The sequence below is a fragment of the Pseudomonas sp. NCIMB 10586 genome (assembly GCF_023127895.1).
Lineage (GTDB): Bacteria > Pseudomonadota > Gammaproteobacteria > Pseudomonadales > Pseudomonadaceae > Aquipseudomonas > Aquipseudomonas synxantha_A.
The window spans coordinates 214,211-232,356 of record NZ_SPKQ01000053.1 but is presented as its reverse complement, the minus strand read 5'-3'; the positions used below and the strand labels follow the sequence as shown (position 1 = coordinate 232,356).

Below are 18,146 nucleotides of genomic sequence, written 5' to 3'. Positions count from 1 at the left end.
CGCCGCCTTCGCAGCCTCGCTGGGGCTCGACAGCTCCCACATTAGGGCGGTGCTGTTGTCGGGAGTTGTGTTTGTCGCAATGGCCCTGCCAACCGAGATCACCCCAGCACTGCCAATCCCCTGTGGGAGCTGTCGAGCTTTGGCGAGGCTGCGATAGCGATGGTTCAGGCTATGAAGGGTTGACTGTGCCGCCGCCTTCGCAGCCTCGCTGGGGCTCGACAGCTCCCACATTTGGGCGGTGTTGTTGTCGGGAGTTGTGTTTGGCGCAATGGCCTTGCCAATCGAGATCAACTCAGCACTGCCAATCCCCTGTGGGAGCTGTCGAGCTTTAGCGAGGCTGCGAAAGCGGTAGTTCAGGCGATGAAGAGGGTGCCTGTGCCGCCGCCTTCGCAGCCTCGCTGGGGCTCGACAGCTCCCACATTTGGGCGGTGTTGTTGTCGGGAGTTGTGTTTGGCGCAATGGCCTTGCCAATCGAGATCAACTCAGCACCGCTAATCTCTGTGGGAGCTGTCGAGCCCCAGCGAGGCTGCGAAGGCGGTGGTTCAAACGATGAGCCTCTCGGCAATGCCACCGCCTGATCAAGTTCCGTCTGGGGCTATACTGGCCTCCTTCCAACCCATCGAGATCCCCATGAGCACCTCCCTTTCCCTGGCGCCTGCACGCAAGCCTGCAGCGCCACTGATAGCCTTTATCATCCTGGTGGCGGGCGCCCTGTTCCTGCAAAACACCGTTGGCGCACGCCAAGTGTTGTTGCTGGTGGTCGGCGCCGCGCTGGGCCTGACGCTGTACCACGCTGCCTTCGGTTTTACCTCGGCCTGGCGCGTGTTTATCAATGATCGGCGTGGCGCCGGCTTGCGTGCGCAGATGGTGATGCTGGCGGTGGCGGTGCTGCTGTTTTTCCCGGCACTGGGCGCGGGCACTTTGTTCGGCCAGCCGGTCGTGGGCTTGGTGGCGCCGGCCGGTGTGTCGGTGGTGTTCGGGGCGTTTATCTTCGGGATCGGCATGCAGCTGGGTGGCGGCTGTGCATCGGGCACCTTGTTCACCGTGGGCGGCGGTAATGCGCGCATGTTGGTGACGCTGCTGTTCTTTATCTGTGGCTCGTTGATCGCCACCCACCATGTCGACTGGTGGTTTGCGTTGCCGTCGTTGCCGGCGGTTTCCATCGTCAAAAGTTTCGGTGTGCTGCCGGCGCTGGTCCTGAGCCTGGCGGTGTTCGCGCTGATTGCGGTGGCGACCGTGCGTCTGGAAAAGCGCCGTCACGGCCAGCTTGAACAAGGCGTGCACAGCGAGCATCAAGGGCTGCGTCGTTTTCTGCGTGGGCCCTGGCCGCTGGTGTGGGGCGCGATTGGCCTGGCGCTGCTCAACTACGCCACCCTGGCCCTGGCTGGGCGGCCGTGGGGCATCACCTCGGCGTTCGCGCTGTGGGGCGCCAAAGTGGCGAGCGGGCTGGGTGTGGATGTGGCGAGTTGGGCGTTCTGGCAGATGCCGGGCAATGCCAAGGCCCTGGCCGCGCCGGTCTGGGAAGACATCACCAGCGTCATGGATATCGGCATTGTCCTTGGCGCGCTGCTGGCCGCTGGCCTGGCCGGGCGTTTCGCTCCCAGCCTGAATATTCCGGCACGCTCGTTGATCGCCGCCGTGATCGGCGGCCTGCTGCTCGGCTACGGTTCGCGCCTGGCCTATGGCTGTAATATCGGCGCCTATTTCAGCGGCATCGCCTCGGGCAGCCTGCATGGCTGGGTGTGGCTGGTGGCGGCCTTTATCGGCAACGGCGTGGGCGTGCGCCTGCGGCCCTTCTTCTTTGCCGGCGAACGGCGCCAGGTGGCCTTGAGTGGTTGCTGAGCAGGCCGCCCACATTCGCCTGGCGCGCACGCAAGACGCCGGTTTGTTGCCCGCCATCGAGCATTGCGCGGCCCAGGCGTTTCGCGCAATCGAAGGGCTGGCCTGGCTGGCGGATGCCGCGTCGATTGGCATCGAGTGCCATCGGCAGTGGATCGCGCTATCGACCTGCTGGGTGGTGGTTGATCACCACGACCAACCCCAGGGTTTCCTCAGCGCAGAACGCTTTGGCGACGATCTGCATATCCATGAAGTGTCCGTGGCCCGGCCGCTGCAAGGCCAGGGCTGGGGGCGCAGGCTGGTGGAAACGGCGATGAACCACGCCCGCGCCCAGCAACTGTATGCAGTGACCCTGACCACCTTTGTGCATGTACCGTGGAATGCACCGTTCTACCGGCGCCTGGGCTTCGCTACTCACAGTGATCCGCGTCTGGAAACGATCCTGGCGGATGAGTACGCCCATGGCTTCGAACCCGGCAGTCGTTGTGCCATGGCGTGCCCGGTGACATGTCCGAATCCGTCCTGAAGTAGTCTGCCTTGCGCCTGTCGTGCGCTGTGGGTTGTCCTTACCATGGCTTGCATCGTTCACCCACTGATGCAAGCCAAAAGGACTGCCCATGAGCCGTAAAGCCCTGATCGTTATCGACGCCCAGCACTCGTTCCGTCATTCAACCTATTGGTCCGAAAATGACCTGCCCGACTATCTGGAAAAACAGCAGGCCCTCATCGATGGTTGTGTTCAGCGGGGCATCCCGGTGGTACAAGTCTTCCATGTTGAAGACCAGGGGCATTTCTCCATGCAATCGGGCAACGTCAGGGCACTGAGCGAGCTGTCGATCAATCCGCAGTTGGTGATCCACAAGCGCTACCACAGTGCCTTTGCGGGTACGCCCCTGGCCGCTCGCCTGGTGGAGATGGGCGTCGCCACGCTGATCATCAGCGGCATCCGCACCGAGCAATGCTGCGAGACCACCACGCGGCAGGCTTGCGACAGTGGCTTCAAGGTGGATTTTGTCAGCGAGGCGACGCTGACCTTCCCGATGACCCACGCGCGTAGCGGCCGGGTCTATACGCCGGCCGAGATTCGCGAACGCACGGAGCTGGTCCTCGATGACCGCTTCGCCCGCATCGTGACGGTCGCCCAGGCCCTGGCGGGGTGAATCGATGAGTGTGCCGGTGCTGTTTGTGCTGTTGCCAAACGTACTGATGCTCGACCTGGCCGGGCCTGCCGAAGTGCTGCGTCTGGCCGCCCAGGTCGATGACCCGGCGGTGGTGGATTTCGACTTGCAGTACGTCAGCCCGGTGGCAACGCTGCACACCTCCATCGGTTTGCCGCTGACGGGGCTGGCGCCACTGCCACCGACCTTGGCCCCCGGCACCCTGGTGGTCTTGGTGGGCTCCACGATGAAGGTCAGCAAGGCGCACCAGCAGGCGTTCGAGTCGGCCAGCAAGCGGCTGACCCACTGGTTGCAAAACGTCTTCGCACCCTCGGCTGAACGCCTTATCTGCGTATGCGCCGGCGCGTTGAGTGCCGCCAGCGCCGGATTACTGGATGGCCGCCAATGCACCACGCACCACTCGTTGTGCGCCACCTTGCAAGCCATGGCGCCCAAGGCTCGCGTCCTGGAAAACCGCTTGTACGTGACCGATGGTCCGGTCAGTTGCAGCGCCGGTGTCACGGCCGGTATCGACCTGATGCTGCACCTGGTCGCCGAGCTGGCCGGGCCACGGCTGGCGTGCGCGGTAGCGCGGGACATGGTGGTGTACCTGCGCCGCAGCGGCAGCGACCCGCAGTTGTCGCCCTGGATAACCGGGCGTAATCACCTGCATCCTGCGGTGCATCGGGTGCAGGACGCCATCGCCGCAGCCCCCTGTGAAGCCTGGACCGTAACCCGCATGGCCGCCCTGGCCTGCACCGGCAGCCGCCACCTGGGGCGCTTGTTCCAGGAGCATGTCGGTATCAGCCCGCTGGACTACCTGCACCGCCTGCGCCTGGCTGTGGCCCGTGAACTGCTGGCCGAGTCGGACTTGGGCATTGAAACCATCGCCGAGCGCGCAGGCTTTGGTTCGGCGCGTCATCTGCGGCGCATCTGGGGCAAGTATGAAGCGGCCACCCCTTCAGCCATGCGCCTTACTCAGCAGGTGTCTCGGGGGACGTGACCGGTTCCTGGCCGGCCTCGGTCGCCAGCTTCAAGCGGTCGGCCTTGCTGATGTATTTGTCTTTGCTTTTGGGCGCCAGTTTGGCGCTGGCCTTTTTGGCTTTGGCCTTGAAGAGCTGCTGGAGTTTTTTCTGGCGGTTCATGTCGCGGAGCCTGAGAGGGAAAGGCGCGGATGATACCAGTTTCAGCAAATGTGGCCGGGCCCTGGGTCGCTTTTTAGCGCTGATCTGTGCATTGAATCGTCCTTCGTTTCGCCAATAATCGGGCCGAGTATCCAGCGCAAACGGAAAAGCCCCGATGAGCATTCACACCCGTACCAAACGCATGACTGTCCCTCAATTGGTCGCCATGAAGGGGCAACAGAAAATCGTCTCCCTCACCGCCTACTCCAGCGCTATGGCCAAGCTGATCGATCCGATCGTCGACTTCATCCTGGTGGGTGACTCCACGGCCATGGTCGGCTATGGCCGGGCGTCAACCCTGAGCATGCAACTGGAAGAAATCATCGGCCACACCCGGGCGGTGGTCGACAGTACACGCTTGGCCTGTGTGATCGCCGACATGCCGTTTGGCAGTTACCAGGAGTCGTATGAGCAGGCTTTTCGCAACTGCGCCCAGGTGCTATCGCGCACCGGTTGCGATGCGGTCAAGCTGGAGGCCAATCAGGCCCTGGCCGGTACCGTGGAGTTCCTGGTTGCACGGGGTGTACCGGTGATGGCCCACGTGGGGCTGATGCCGCAATTCGTCAACGTCATGGGCGGGTTCAAGGCTCAGGGCCTGAGCGCTGAAACCGCTGCGGTGATTGCCGCCGATGCTCGCGCCAACCTGGAAGCGGGGGCCTTCAGTCTGCTGCTGGAAGGGGTGGCCGAAGGTGTGGCCCGGCAGATCACCCTGGACTCAAGCCAACCCACCATCGGCATCGGCGCATCGCCTGCGTGTGACGGCCAGGTGTTGGTCACCGAGGATGTGCTGGGCCTGGGCGGCGGCTCGATGCCGCGCTTCGTCAAGCAATACGCTGATGTGGGGGCGGTGATTCGCGATGCCTGCGAGCGTTTCGCCGACGATGTGCGCCAGGGTCGTTTTCCCGAAGACCGGCACTGCTACGGGCTTTGACGCAACGCCTGGGCCAGTAGTTGGACGGCCTGGGCAATGTCCTTGCTCCAGTCGAGTGTGTAGCTCAGGCGCAGGTGATCTGGCCAGGCGCCTTGCTGGCTGAACAGTTCGCCGGGGGCGATGACGATGCGCTGGCTTAGCAAGTGCGCGAACACCTGGCGCATATCCACCGGGCGGCTGGCCCGGAGCCAGAAGCTTGCGCCGCCGTGGGGTTCGACCACCTGCCATTGGCCATTGCCGTGGGTTAACAGCAGGGCTTTGAGCTGCGTCATGCGCGCCAGTAACCGTGCGCGCAACGCCTTCAGATGGGCGTCGATACGCTTGGACGCAAACAGCTTGGCGATGGCTTTCTGGCGGATCGGCGAGAGGCGAAAGCCGCGCTCCAGGAACAGCTGCTGCAACGGCGCCCCAGCACTGCGACACAGCACATAGCCGTAGGGTGCTTCCGAGCCGATGACTTTGTCGAAGGTCGAGAACACCAGTAGTTTGTGCGGGTCGGCGTAGTCGCGATAACGCGCCGGTTGCGGGCCGAAATACAGCTCGCCGTAGGTGTCGTTTTCGAACAGCCAGATATCCCGCTCGGCCAACCATTCGCAGATCTGCTGTTTATCCTGCGCGGGCATCACACCGCCCTGGGGCATATTCACCGTCGATGACAGCACCGCCAGGCGGATCGGCTCACGCTTGAGCAGCGTGTTCAGAGCGCCCAGGCCAAAACGCCCATCTGCGCCGAGGGGCATCTCGATCACACGGATTTTCGCCGCCTGCAATTGCCGCAGGATCGCCCACGAACACGGCGACTCCACCAGTGCGAGCGTGCCCGCCAGGTTCAAGGCGTTGAGCGAAACCTCCAATACGCTGTGCAAGTCCGAGCCGATATACACCTGGTCGGCTTGCCAGTAATGGTCAGTAGAGCGGCTGTAGCGTTCGGCCAAGGCAGCGCGCAACTCGGGCTCGCCCATTGGCAGATACAGTGGTGCCAGCGAGCGCGGGTACTGCCGGGTCAGTTCACGCTCCACCATCAGCAAGGGTTGCTCCAGCGACAGCAGCATCGCCGGCGCGTCGCTGCTCAGGGCCAGCATGCCGGGTTGGCGTGCGTTAGCGAAGACCTGGTCGAGCAGGGGGGATGAGCTTGGGTTGATGGTGGCAGCCAAGCCTGGGGCGATGAAAAAACCGAGCTTGGGCCTGGCCTGGATCCGTCCTTGTTCCTCAAGCAATGCATACGCGTACTTGGTGGTCGACACCGACACGCCCAGGCGTAGGGCCAGTTGGCGCAGGGACGGCAATTTGCGTGCGCCGTCGGCAGGGCAGGCCTCGATCAGCTCGATGAGGTAGCGGTACACCGCCTGATAGGCAAAGGTGTCTTTGCTTCTTTTCATACTTATTTGAACCGCTATTCTGTAGGAACGAGCTTGCTCGCGAAGCACTTCAGCACGCCACGTTTTACCTGGAAGCGCGCGTTATCGTTGAGATTTTTCGCGAGCAAGCTCGCTCCTACATCATCAAACCCTGATCAACGTGCCAAAAACTGGCTGATCAACGTGATCACCTGCTGCTGGATAATCGGTCGTGGCCGTGCCCCCGGCCCATCCTGGCAAATGATGCTGTCGCCGGGCACATCCGCATCGAGCACCGCCGCCGCGCCCGGTTTGCATTGGGACATAAAGCTGAAGTGATTGGCGTCGCTGATCTGCACGTACTGCGTCGAGGCGTTTGGCAACCGCTTGGCCATGTCGGCCGATTCCATCTGCGCCGGCAAATCCGCTGACGGTACACCGGCGGCGATCACCAAGGCCCGCACCGGCAGCGCCGCCAGGCTTGCATCGGTAAACCCGCGCGACAGGCCCAGGTCCAAAGACACCACGGCGCTGACGCGCTTGTCGCTCAAGTCCGCCGCCAATTGCTCCTTCCCATTCGCAGTGCCTTCAGGGTTCATCTCACGGTAGGCGGTACACGCGACCAACGTCGGATGAGCGCTGCAGTCCCGGGCAAACAGCGCCGGGTCAAAACGCGCACCGGCCGTCTCCATCACCGTCCAGCCTCCCAGGGAATGCCCCACCACGGCGATCCGGCCGCTATCCACCGCACCGAATGGCTCGGGCTGGGCCAATAGCGCATCAATGGCCCGACTTAAATCCCTAGGCCGTTGCCATAACTGCGCAGCGGCCTGTGCGCTGCGATCCTGGCTGGTAGTGCCCGGGTGGTTGACCGCCGCCACGATATAACCCTGCTGCGCCAACGCACTGGCCAGCCACGCCTGTTTGCCCCAATTGCCCCCGTAGCCGTGGGAGAGCACCACCAAAGGATGCTTGCCGGGCGTCGGCGCCGCATCGGGAACGGCCAGCACGCCGATGAACACCACATTGTCGGCGATCAGCTTGGGTTTGGCAGTGGCGGCAGCGGGGTACCACACAGCCATTTCCAGCGGGCGGCTGTTAAGGGTGTCGGGCAGGGTGGTGGTTTGGAAACCGATGGGGTTGTCAGCGGCGAATGCGGGAGCGGTCAGGTACATCAGCAGCAGAGCAGCGAGGCGGGCTTTCATGCTTTTTTCGTCCTTGAAAGGGAGGGCGCAGCATGACCCGAAACGGTCGGTTCAGGTAGAGGGGAGGCGGGACTACGAAGTGGCTGACAGAGTCCTACTGCTTGGTATTACAGATGCGGACTTCACGTTTTTAGGAAGTAGCTGGCTTACTTGAAGCTGTAAATCATGCAGTGTTGGAGCGTGAATCCTACTGGATGTGTCGACACTGACCTTTAATTAAAGGGTGATGATTATGGAGCTTATAGGTGCATCATTTGGTCCTGTTGTCCGTGACTTGAGCCCAGCCTCGGTGTTACCTCTTCGAGACCCTATCGGCGCGCCTGCCGTTGTTGAAGCCGATGCTGACAACACCTTATCGATCCTGGCGAGGCAACTAAGTGACGCTGCCAACCATGACGCCGGCATGCGTCAAGAAGACCCAGGCAACAACCTCTCCAACCCGCTCGATGCGATCAGCGACGAAAGATATTTCGCTGACAAAGCTCAGCATGATGCTGAGGTTCCCGATACTCACGTTCTGGAATTGCTTGAGCGCGCCAAGCAAGCCACCGCCTTTGCCAACGGTTTGGCCAGTAACCCTTTCAAAGGACTCGCGGTCGATCAATTGACGCTGATTGCTCGCGACGAAAGCGGTACGTTCACCGTCAACGAACGGCGCGCAGCCTGGCAGGAGGTTCGCCTGAATGAACAGCGGGTCAGCGCCTCTTCAGGTTCCGCCATTGGGCGTGAACTCATGATTTCTCGGCTCTTCCTGGGGTATGAACCTGCGGTGGCCGAAGGCACCCTGACCTCTAGCAATATGGCCCAAAGCAGTTACGACTTCCTGACACGTGATGATCGCAGCCTGTTGTCGGACATGTACGCCTATGCGCAGGAGCAAGGAGCCGACTTGGCATATGTCGACATGCTGGCCTACGACCTCGGCAACTACCGCCATCACGACAATGGTCGCCAGCTCTTGAGCGGTAACAATGGCTACAACCAGGAGGGGCGCCGGGTGACGTTCAACTTCAAGGAGCATGATGTAGCTGCGGCATCACGCATTCTGAACGGCTCGGCCATTGACTCTACCCGCCTCGAACAGGGTTTTTTGCGTCATGTCCTGAACCCGGACTTCGGCGCGCTGAGCAATATGGGCAGCATCGCTTTTCTTGAGCAGATGGTGCTGAAATTTTCCAGTGCAGGTGCCACGCAAGCTTTGCTGGGCAGGGAGTTCGCGACTTATACACCGATAAGTATCAACGACAATATGGTGGTCACAGTAGCCGAAGAGGTAACGCTCACATTTGATGAGCCCGTGCTTATCAACACCGATGGCATCTGGACCATCACCGAAAAAGGTAAGGCCGCGGGTTACACCATGGATCCGGCCACCGGAAAACCGCGTCGGGCGGCTGCGCCTTCAGTCGACGACAGGCAGCCGCACAGCGTCGTCGGTGAGGCCGTAGCCGACCCTTTGAAGACGCGCTCACTGGTAGACATCCTTGCAGGCACCCCCGATCAGTTCACCTCGCGATGGCGCTGGCCTGGGTATTTATTAAAATTGATGAAAAATCCAAAACCATGAGGAGGGGGCAATCACACGCCTTGGCCACCCAATGACTTAGGTTTAAAGCCAACTTTGAGGTCAATGGTATTCGAAGTTAAACCCGAGGGTATGGCATGTGCAGAATGCGCAGTTGCTGATTAATCGTCTGCGCGAGGAAGGGGTGGCTCCAGCGTCTTCCAAGAGAAAGGGCGCCCACCAGGCTCCGAGGGCCTGACCGGCGCCTAGGTGCTGCCGAGTCGTCGTGAGGTCGATCATGACGACGCGGCGGTCTATCGGGTGGCTGCAAGACTAGCTAACCCTTGAAGCACTTTCCCTCGCCATCAATTTGTCCACCAACAAAACCCCCAATTCACTCAGCTGATGAATCGCCAGCGCGACATCGCGCTGTTTGCCTGACAGTTCATCCGACAGGTCAAGCAATAACGCTGTCACCGAGGAAAAGGTTTCGTAGCTATTGGTGATGAGCATTTCGTTGCTGGCGTCGTCGGCAACGCTGAACAGCGGTGAGGGAGGTGGTTCGGCGTGGGTGTTAAGGGATGCCTGATCAAGCTTGAGGTTTGGATCGTTTGAGGGTTAGGCGTGACTTTATACATGTGTGTTGTACCTGTTTTAGGGCCAACACCTCATCGCTACTAAACGATGGGGTGGCGGCTGTACGCAGGTTAGTAGACCGGGGAAACACACAAAGCCGGCGCGCCCGAGGGCGCCCTGCGCACAGCCACCATCAAGCACAGACAAGAACATCTGATCGATGAGGCTCATGCACTTTATGTTGTCACTCGGGCTACTAAACCCGATCACTGAGTTGTCAGCGACCGAGCCACCTTAGAGACGCCCATCCAAGCGCACAAGCCGGCGGATTCTGACGCAACTGTAGGCAATGGAGCAAGGTGGTGCAGAGCGCTGTAGGACATGTCTACGGGCTATCGCTACTCGTAGGCGAACTGGTCAATCAACCCCAAACGCGGAACACGACTGTTTGGCTTTAATATTGCGCCTGGAGCAATGACGGCATTCGCGCCGATTTTGCAGCCGTCGCCTACCAGGGCACCAAATTTGTTTACCCCTGTGTCGATCACATTGTCTGCGTAGCGGATCTTGATATCCGCCCCATCCAACTCATTACGGTAATTGGCGATGATTGCACCGGCTTCAATATTTACCCCTTCGCCAATCAATGAATCGCCGACAAAGTTGAAGTGTGCCAGCTTGCTTGCGGCCAGCATGAAGGTGCTTTTCAGTTCGCAGCTTGGGCCCACAATGCAATGGCTGCCCAGATAAACGCCGCCACGCAGGTACGCTCCCGCTGCTACGAATGAGCCTTCGCCGATGATGATCGGGCCTTTCAACACAGCGCCTTCTTCGACAATGGCGCTTTCGTGGATGGCACAGTCTCCGTGGCGCCGGTAGCCCGTGCCGAGGCGTGACAGCAAGGCCAGAACCTGGTTTTCGCAGTCTTGAGATACCCGCCAAGCGGCGGGCTGCGTCACGCCAAGGGAGGGCCATTGAGCAATGAATGTACTGATCTCAGGTAGCTTCATGCAGAGCGCTTCCGATGTCGGGGTGGGAGGGTAGAGCCCGCTGTGACGATAGGGTGGTGGGCTCAGGCGACATCTTAATAGCGTCTGCCCCGGTTTACTTAGTACCAAAGAAAGTCGCGGGTCGCCGTTGTGCGCAAAAATGCTGCCTCAACGACAACGCAGTGCAAATGTGGGAGGGGGCTTGCTCCCGATTGCGGCAGGTCAGCCAACCTCTCAGTGGCAGATACACCGCTATCGGGAGCAAGCCCCCTCCCACATTGGCTGTGTGTTGCTGGTTTTAAAAAAGCACTGGCAGATGCAAGATGTAGCCAGTAGGCTACAGGTGGACAAAAGATTCTCGATGCCCTGAGAGGTCAATGACATGAGTCAGTCGACATTCAAACCAGAGGACATGCCGATCCTCGAGCTGGATACATCCGGCACCAGCGCCTATGAGGCTTCACGCTTCCTTGATAGCCCGCAAACCATCAGTGGCTATCTTGCGCAAAGCATGGCGTGCCATGACCCGCAAGTCCTTATGAAGGCGCTGGCCGAGGTTGCCAAAGCCCAGGGTGTGAACAAGGTTGCCGAAGCGGCGGGGGTGAATCGGGAGAGCCTGTATAAAACCCTGAAAGGCGGCTCAAAGACGCGTTATGAGACGGTCCAGAAGCTGATGTTGGCATTCGGGGTGGAACTGACGGTGCAACCGATTGCCGCGACCGCAATTGAAAAAACGGCCGTCATCGGCAAAACCTGATGGACCCAAAAGAGGACGGTTTATTTGATTGAAAATAGAGACGTCCCTTTTTGTCCACAGAGGGCTATCCGTTACGAAGGGATGATGCGATTTACGAGAGAAGCGGTGTTGATGTGCGCCTGGTCTTGTAGGAAATCGACCTCTTGCAGCGTAAGGTTATTCCCATAATACTGGTTATATATCCAGTATTTTCGGGGCGGCGCGCTCATGAAACGAAAATGAGTGAAAAATGGGCCGGTGGCAAAAAAAAGCGACTCCGTTAGGTTGAGGTTCTCTCCTTCAAGAAAGGGGAGTTCTTAATCACTATCAATGGAGTCAAAAAATGAACAAACCACAAACCCAGACACCGCTTCGCCATGGTCGTGTCACATCCCCTTCCAGCCGTGGTGCAGTCGCCGTGGATCTTGGCCTGCTGGAGACCTGGCAGGTCAATGAAATGGAAGGCGGCAAAAACTTCCCGGCACTGATGGCCGGCCCGTTCCCGGCGCCTTACCAAACCGACAGTGACAGCGTCACTCCACCAGCCGACGGCTTCATCCTCAGCGGTGGCAAGACCGATGCGCGTGACTGCATCAACTTCACCAACGAGGAAATGGCCAAGAAACTCAACCGCGCCTTCACCTGGCCGTTACTCAATGTCGAGCCGGGTCAGACCTTCAAGGTCACCTGGGCATACACCGCGCCGCACACCACCCGTGGCTATCGCTGGCTGATCACCAAGGATGGCTGGGATCCGAAACAGCGCATCACCCGCGCACAGCTGGAAACCCAGCCGTTCGCCGAAGACTTCTATGCCCAGGTGCCGTACTACAGCCATGCCGGCGAACTGAAGGCCAAGGTCAATCATGAAGTGAAACTGCCGGCCAACAAGAAGGGCCAGCATGTGATCGTATTGATGTGGATCGTCGCCAACACCGGCAACGCCTTCTATCAAGCCTTCGACGTGGACTTCAAATAAGCCCGCGCCGTTAAACCCACACGTTCTGAAGGATTAGAACATGTCAAATATTGACTTTACCTCACTGAAATCGCCACTCAACGATGCCGCTTCGCTGATGCCGAGCATTGCCGGCAAAAAGATCCTCATGGGCTTCTGGCACAACTGGCCTGCCGGCCCGAGCGATGGCTACCAGCGTGGCCAGTTCGCCAATATGAGCCTGGCGGACGTACCAAGGGATTACAACGTGGTGGCCGTGGCCTTCATGAAGGGCAACGGTATCCCAACCTTCAAGCCGTACAACCTGTCCGACGCCGAGTTCCGTCGCCAGGTGGGCGTGCTGAACAGCCAGGGCAGGGCGGTGCTGATTTCCCTTGGCGGCGCCGATGCACACATCGAACTGCATAAAGGCAACGAACAGCCACTGGCCAACGAGATTATCCGCCTGGTGGAAACCTATGGCTTTGATGGCCTGGATATCGATCTTGAACAGAGCGCGATTGATTTCGCCGATAACAAGACTGTCCTGCCCGCCGCGTTGAAACTGGTCAAGGACCACTACGCCGGTCAAGGCAAACACTTCATCATCAGCATGGCGCCGGAGTTTCCGTACCTGACCACCGCCGGCAAATACGTCGGCTACATCCAGGCGCTGGAAGGCTATTACGACTTCATCGCCCCACAGTATTACAACCAGGGCGGCGACGGGATCTGGGTGCAGGAGGTCAACAGCGGCAACGGCGCCTGGATTGCCCAGAACAACGACGCGATGAAAGAGGACTTCCTGTTTTACCTGACCGAAAGCCTGGTGAGCGGAACGCGGGGGTTTACCAAAATCCCGGCAGACAAGTTCGTCATTGGCCTGCCCGCGAACGTCGACGCGGCTGCCACCGGTTATGTGATCAACCCAACAGCCGTGACCCATGCATTCAAGCGTTTGTACGACAAAGGATTGTCGATCAAGGGCCTGATGACCTGGTCGGTGAATTGGGATAACGGGGTCAACAAAGACCACGTGCCCTACAACTGGGAGTTCAGCCGTCGTTATGGGCCGCTGGTCAATGGCACTGCTCTCTCTGGCCTTGAGGAGGATACGGCGGATCTCGAGGTCGCCAATCAGCAGTAGTGCAAAAGAGGCCTCTGGCAGACGTGCCAGAGGTCAAACAGCTAAGCTTCTGATCTGACTGAAATCCGATGCCTGTTTGGGCATCGGATTTTTTGCGTCACGCTCAAATTGCGCTGAGCGTTCATAACTCCGATTTACCGCACCAAACAAGGCCGCTTGTTATCAAAGCCCCAACCCGGAATCAAGAACTGCATCGCCACACTGTCATCCCGCGCCCCAAGGCCCATGCCTTTGTACAGCTCATGGGCCTTGGCCACGGCGTCCATATCGATATCCACACCCAGGCCCGGCTTGGCCGGCACCTTTACGTAACCCCCTTCAATCTTCAGCGGTTCGCGGGTCAGGCGCTGGCCGTCCTGCCAGATCCAGTGGGTGTCGATGGCGGTGATCTCACCCGGGGCGGCCGCGGCCACCTGGGTAAACATCGCCAGGGAGATATCGAAGTGGTTGTTGGAATGCGAGCCCCAGGTCAGGCCCCACTCGTTGCACATTTGCGCGACGCGCACCGAGCCCTGCATCGTCCAGAAGTGCGGGTCGGCGAGGGGGATGTCCACTGATTGCAGCTGGATGGCGTGGCCCATTTCACGCCAGTCGGTGGCGATCATGTTGGTAGCGGTTTTAAGGCCCGTGGCGCGACGGAATTCGGCCATGACTTCGCGGCCCGAATAGCCGTTTTCTGCGCCGCAGGGGTCTTCGGCGTAGGCCAGCACGCGGTGTTGGTCGCGGCACAGGCGGATGGCTTCTTTCAACGACCAGGCACCGTTTGGGTCAAGGGTGATGCGCGCATCCGGGAAGCGTTCGGCCAGCGCGGTGACGGCTTCGATTTCTTCATCGCCACTGAGCACACCGCCCTTGAGCTTAAAATCGTTGAAGCCATATTTGGCCTTGGCGGCTTCGGCCAGGCGCACCACAGCGTCAGCGGTCAGGGCTTTTTCGTGACGCAGGCGGAACCACTCATCATCGGCGTCGGCTTCGTTGCGGTAGGCCAGGTCGGTAGCGTTGCGGTCTCCCACATAGAACAGGTAGCCGAGCATTTTCACTGCGTCGCGTTGCTGGCCTTCGCCGAGCAAGGCGGCCACCGGCACTTCGAGGAACTGGCCCAGCAGGTCGAGCAGCGCGGCTTCCATGGCGGTGACGGCATGAATGGTGATGCGCAGGTCGAAGGTTTGCAGGCCGCGTCCCGCGCTGTCTCGGGACGCAAAGGTGCTGCGCATCTGGTTAAGCACGCGCTGGTACTGGCCAATCGGCTGACCGATCACCAGGCTGCGCGCGTCTTCCAGGGTTTCACGGATACGCTCGCCGCCGGGCACTTCGCCCACGCCGGTGTTGCCGCTGCTGTCCTTGAGGATGACGATATTGCGCGTGAAGTAGGGGCCGTGGGCGCCGCTGAGGTTCAGCAACATGCTGTCGTGGCCGGCGACCGGGATGACCTGGAAATGGGTGACTACAGGGGTATTCATGGCAAGGTCCTTATAGACGCTCAAAGGGATTTGCTGATGGCGGCGCCTGACGGTACGGCGCTAGGTGAGGCCAACACGGCAGAGGGTGAAGTCTTGGCAAAGAACACCAGAATGGCCGCAAGCACCGAGGTGCCGGCCAGGCCATACAGCCCGCCCTGGATCGAGCCGGTGGTTTGTTCCAGAAAGCCGAAGGTGGTCGGCGCCACAAAGCCGCCCAGGTTGCCGATCGAGTTGATCAGCGCGATTACGGCGGCGGCGATGCGCACATCCAGGTAGCCCTGGGGGATCGGCCAGAACAGCGACGACGCGGACTTGAACCCGATGGCCGCAAAGCAGATCGCGACGAAGGCGAAGATCGGCCCGCCGGTGGTGGACATGAACATGCCGGCCGCCGCGATCAGCAGGGCCGCCGCGACCCAGGCTTGCTGGAACTTGAACTTGCCCGACAGCGACGCAAAGGCGTACATGGCAATGATGGAGATCAGCCAGGGGATCGAGTTGAAGAAACCCACCTGCACATCACTCAGGTCGCCCATTTTCTTGATGATGCTCGGCAGCCAGAAGGTGGCGGCATAGATCGTCAGTTGAATGCAGAAGTACAGAGCGCAGAACAGCAGGATCTGGCGGTCCTTGAGCAGCTTGCCGATGGTCGGTTTCACCGTGGTCAGGGCTTCACGTTCGCGCTGTTCCTGGTCGATGGCGTCAACCAGGGCGTCCTGTTCTTCGCGGGTCATCCACTTGGCATCATGGGGCTTGGAGTCCAGCCAGAACCACACAAAAAAGCCCAGTGCCACCGAAGCCAGGCCCTCGATACCGAACATCCATTGCCAGCCATGTAAACCAAAACCTTCGATCTGCAACAACGCACCCGACAACGGCCCGGAGATCAACGACGCCACCGCCGAGCCACTGAGGAAGATCGCGATGGCCTTGCCGCGCTCCACGCCGGGCAACCAACGCGTGAAGTAATAAATCACCCCGGGGAAGAACCCGGCTTCCGCCACACCCAGCAAGAAACGCAGGATGTAGAAGTGGGTTTCGTTCTGGATAAACGCCATCAGCGTGGCGACGATGCCCCAGGTGAACATGATGCGGGTCAGCCAGATACGGGCGCCGACCTTTTGCAGCAGCATGTTGGACGGCACTTCGAACAGCGCATAACCGATGAAGAACAACCCGGCACCAAAGCCGTAGGCCGCCGCGCCGATCCCCAGGTCATGCTCCATGTGCGTGCGCACGAAGCCGATATTGACGCGGTCGATGTAGTTGAGGATGAACATGACCACGAACAGTGGCAGCACATGGCGCTTCACTTTGCTCACGGCGCGGGCGAGCACTGAATCACTTTCGGGTACGGCAGATGCTGGGCTTGAATGGCTCACCATTTGAAAACTTCCCCCTGATTGTTTTTATGCGGGTTTGGTTGCTTCGTTGACAGACATCATACAAGTGGCTTTCCGGGAATCGCAATGCGCTGATGAGTGAATTTGTTTTTATAAGTACGGCGACTGACTAGTTTGTTCGGTTATTTAGCCGTTTTTATTGGTTTTTTCAGCGGAATTTGCGTGGGGGGGCAAACATTTCAGCAAATACGGGTGGTGAGCATTTGATGTGTTGTCATACAAGTTGAAGGCTTTTTGCAGCAAAAGGGCGGTGCTTCCAGACAGGGTGATAAGCTTGCTCCTGCCCAACCCTGTGGACCTGTAGTCATGCCCATTGAAAGTCCAACGCCTGTGCGTAAACGCTCAACCAACCTGGCCCAGGGCGTGGTTGAGGCGCTGACCCAGCGCATCCTGCTCGGGCAACTCAAGCCCGGTGAAAAACTGCCGTCTGAATCCACCATCGTGCTTGAGCACGGAGTGAGCCGCACCGTGGTGCGTGAAGCCTTGTCCAAGTTGCAGGCGTCGGGGCTGGTGGAGACGCGTCACGGCATCGGCACCTTTGTGCTGGAGCAACACACGCAGCCGGGCCTGCGCCTGCATGTGGACACGGTCGCCAGCGTGCGCAACATGCTCGAATTACGCTTGGGCCTTGAGGTGCAGGCCGTGGCGTTGGCCGCCCTGCGCAGGAGCGAAGCGCAACTGGCCCATATGCGCCAGGCGCTGGACGACTACCAGGCCTCGCTGGCCAACAACGACAGTTGCGTGGAGGAAGACAAGCGCTTTCACCAACTGATCGCCGAGGCCACCGGCAATACCTTTTTCACCGACATCATGCTGCACCTGGGCAGTGCGATGATCCCGCGCACCCAGGTCAAGGACGCCGAACGCGGCGGCGCGGACTTTGCCAAGCTGGGGCAGTTGGCGAACCTGGAGCACGAGGCGATCTACAACGCCATCAAACGCCAGGATCCGGACGCCGCACGGGCAGCTATGGTGTTGCACTTGACCAACAGCCGGGATCGATTTTCCGGGCACTCATAAGGAACCACCGTTGAACCAACACACCTTGTCCATGCGCCTTGAGCGTGTGGCAGCGCATGTGCCGACCGGCGCACGCCTGGCCGATATCGGCTCGGACCACGCCTACCTGCCGGTGGCGTTGATGCGCCGAGGCGTTATTGCGGCGGCAGTGGCGGGGGAAGTGGCCGCTACACCGTTTCACGCAGCCAACCGTACCGTGGCCGACAACGGTCTGGCGCAGCACATCACCGTGCGCCGGGCTGATGGCTTGGCGGCAATCGAGGCGGGCGATGATATTACCGTCGTCAGCCTGTGCGGCATGGGCGGCGAAACGATCCGCGACATTCTCGACAGCGGCAAGGCGCACCTCAATGGCCGCGAACGCCTGATCCTGCAACCCAACGGCGGCGAGCAGCCGCTGCGCCAATGGTTGATGGACAACGGCTACCGGATCCTGCACGAGGAGCTGCTGCTGGAAAACCGCTTCTACTACGAAATCATCGTCGCCGAACGCGCCGAGGCGGTCACCTATACCGCCGAGCAGCTGTACTTCGGCCCGTTGCAAATGCAGGCGCGTAGCGAGGAGTTCCTGGCGAAGTGGCAGCGTATGGTGCGCGAAAAACGCAAGACACTGGCCAGCCTCGAACAGGCACGGCAGGCCGTGCCCGAGCAGAAAGTGCAGGAGATCGTGCAGCAGGTGAAGTGGATCGATCAGTTGCTCGCCTGAGCCACATTCACGGCA

At 60.1% G+C, this 18,146-nt stretch carries 16 protein-coding genes and 3 pseudogenes; 12 read left to right on the top strand and 7 right to left on the bottom strand.

Annotated elements, in window-relative coordinates; genetic code table 11:
• Positions 1-630: 630 nt before the first annotated feature.
• From E4P01_RS28140 to E4P01_RS28125, 4 genes are all read left to right on the top strand, one after another.
• On the top strand, positions 631-1,842 hold the full coding sequence (locus tag E4P01_RS28140) for a YeeE/YedE family protein (protein WP_216091851.1): 1,212 nt from the start codon (positions 631-633) through the stop codon (positions 1,840-1,842).
• A complete protein-coding gene (locus E4P01_RS28135) occupies positions 1,832-2,365 on the top strand; it encodes a GNAT family N-acetyltransferase (protein WP_216091850.1) in 534 nt (177 codons plus the stop codon). The genes E4P01_RS28140 and E4P01_RS28135 overlap by 11 nt, the downstream gene beginning before the upstream one ends.
• Positions 2,366-2,456: 91 nt before the next feature.
• Positions 2,457-2,999, top strand: a complete 543-nt coding sequence (locus E4P01_RS28130; protein WP_078821895.1) for an isochorismatase family protein — start codon at positions 2,457-2,459, stop codon at positions 2,997-2,999.
• 4 nt (positions 3,000-3,003) lie between these two features.
• Complete coding sequence (locus E4P01_RS28125; protein WP_216091849.1) at positions 3,004-3,999, top strand: helix-turn-helix domain-containing protein; 996 nt, start codon at positions 3,004-3,006, stop codon at positions 3,997-3,999.
• Here the strand turns inward: E4P01_RS28125 and E4P01_RS28120 are convergent.
• Complete coding sequence (locus E4P01_RS28120; RefSeq protein WP_216091848.1) at positions 3,971-4,141, bottom strand: DUF2986 domain-containing protein; 171 nt, start codon at positions 4,139-4,141, stop codon at positions 3,971-3,973. The two genes, E4P01_RS28125 and E4P01_RS28120, sit on opposite strands and share 29 nt — an antisense overlap.
• Positions 4,142-4,295: 154 nt before the next feature.
• Here E4P01_RS28120 and panB point away from each other — a divergent pair, with 154 nt between their 5' ends.
• Complete coding sequence (panB, locus tag E4P01_RS28115) at positions 4,296-5,111, top strand: 3-methyl-2-oxobutanoate hydroxymethyltransferase (protein WP_032880182.1); 816 nt, start codon at positions 4,296-4,298, stop codon at positions 5,109-5,111.
• Here the strand turns inward: panB and E4P01_RS28110 are convergent.
• Positions 5,099-6,490, bottom strand: a complete 1,392-nt coding sequence (locus tag E4P01_RS28110; RefSeq protein ID WP_216091847.1) for a PLP-dependent aminotransferase family protein — start codon at positions 6,488-6,490, stop codon at positions 5,099-5,101. The two genes, panB and E4P01_RS28110, sit on opposite strands and share 13 nt — an antisense overlap.
• Positions 6,491-6,624: 134 nt before the next feature.
• On the bottom strand, positions 6,625-7,653 hold the full coding sequence (locus tag E4P01_RS28105) for an alpha/beta fold hydrolase (protein ID WP_216091846.1): 1,029 nt from the start codon (positions 7,651-7,653) through the stop codon (positions 6,625-6,627).
• A 232-nt stretch (positions 7,654-7,885) separates the two neighbouring features.
• Here E4P01_RS28105 and E4P01_RS28100 point away from each other — a divergent pair, with 232 nt between their 5' ends.
• Together E4P01_RS28100 and E4P01_RS28325 are read left to right on the top strand one after the other, a co-directional pair.
• Positions 7,886-9,220, top strand: a complete 1,335-nt coding sequence (locus tag E4P01_RS28100; RefSeq protein WP_143508469.1) for a hypothetical protein — start codon at positions 7,886-7,888, stop codon at positions 9,218-9,220.
• A gap of 72 nt (positions 9,221-9,292) precedes the next feature.
• Positions 9,293-9,416: pseudogene (locus E4P01_RS28325) on the top strand (MerR family transcriptional regulator); the annotation flags it as partial.
• 74 nt (positions 9,417-9,490) lie between these two features.
• Here E4P01_RS28325 and E4P01_RS28095 read toward each other — a convergent pair.
• Both E4P01_RS28095 and E4P01_RS28090 read right to left on the bottom strand, forming a co-directional pair.
• Positions 9,491-9,795, bottom strand: a pseudogene (locus E4P01_RS28095) (DUF6124 family protein).
• Between the two features lie 336 nt (positions 9,796-10,131).
• The gene (locus E4P01_RS28090) at positions 10,132-10,743 is read right to left on the bottom strand and encodes a transferase (protein ID WP_216091845.1); all 612 of its coding nucleotides are present in this window, start codon (positions 10,741-10,743) and stop codon (positions 10,132-10,134) included.
• Between the two features lie 361 nt (positions 10,744-11,104).
• Between E4P01_RS28090 and E4P01_RS28085 the strand changes: the two genes are divergently transcribed.
• From E4P01_RS28085 to E4P01_RS28075, 3 genes and pseudogenes are all read left to right on the top strand, one after another.
• Positions 11,105-11,479, top strand: a complete 375-nt coding sequence (locus E4P01_RS28085) for an addiction module antidote protein (protein WP_216091844.1) — start codon at positions 11,105-11,107, stop codon at positions 11,477-11,479.
• Positions 11,480-11,801: 322 nt separating this feature from the next.
• Positions 11,802-12,437, top strand: coding sequence for a lytic polysaccharide monooxygenase auxiliary activity family 9 protein (locus tag E4P01_RS28080; RefSeq protein WP_046071917.1), 636 nt, complete (start codon positions 11,802-11,804; stop codon positions 12,435-12,437).
• Between the two features lie 40 nt (positions 12,438-12,477).
• Positions 12,478-13,479 (top strand): annotated as a pseudogene (locus E4P01_RS28075) (chitinase); the annotation flags it as partial.
• A gap of 197 nt (positions 13,480-13,676) precedes the next feature.
• Here the strand turns inward: E4P01_RS28075 and gudD are convergent.
• Together gudD and E4P01_RS28065 are read right to left on the bottom strand one after the other, a co-directional pair.
• Entirely contained in the window at positions 13,677-15,002 is a 1,326-nt protein-coding gene (gene gudD / locus E4P01_RS28070; RefSeq protein ID WP_032880193.1) for a glucarate dehydratase, read from the bottom strand.
• A gap of 20 nt (positions 15,003-15,022) precedes the next feature.
• Positions 15,023-16,384, bottom strand: coding sequence for an MFS transporter (locus E4P01_RS28065; RefSeq protein WP_216091842.1), 1,362 nt, complete (start codon positions 16,382-16,384; stop codon positions 15,023-15,025).
• A gap of 327 nt (positions 16,385-16,711) precedes the next feature.
• Here E4P01_RS28065 and E4P01_RS28060 point away from each other — a divergent pair, with 327 nt between their 5' ends.
• Both E4P01_RS28060 and E4P01_RS28055 read left to right on the top strand, forming a co-directional pair.
• Positions 16,712-17,425 (top strand): FadR/GntR family transcriptional regulator, encoded by a 714-nt coding sequence (locus tag E4P01_RS28060; protein WP_032880194.1) that lies wholly within the window; start codon positions 16,712-16,714, stop codon positions 17,423-17,425.
• Between the two features lie 10 nt (positions 17,426-17,435).
• Positions 17,436-18,131, top strand: a complete 696-nt coding sequence (locus tag E4P01_RS28055) for a tRNA (adenine(22)-N(1))-methyltransferase TrmK (protein ID WP_078821884.1) — start codon at positions 17,436-17,438, stop codon at positions 18,129-18,131.
• Positions 18,132-18,146 lie beyond the last annotated feature (15 nt).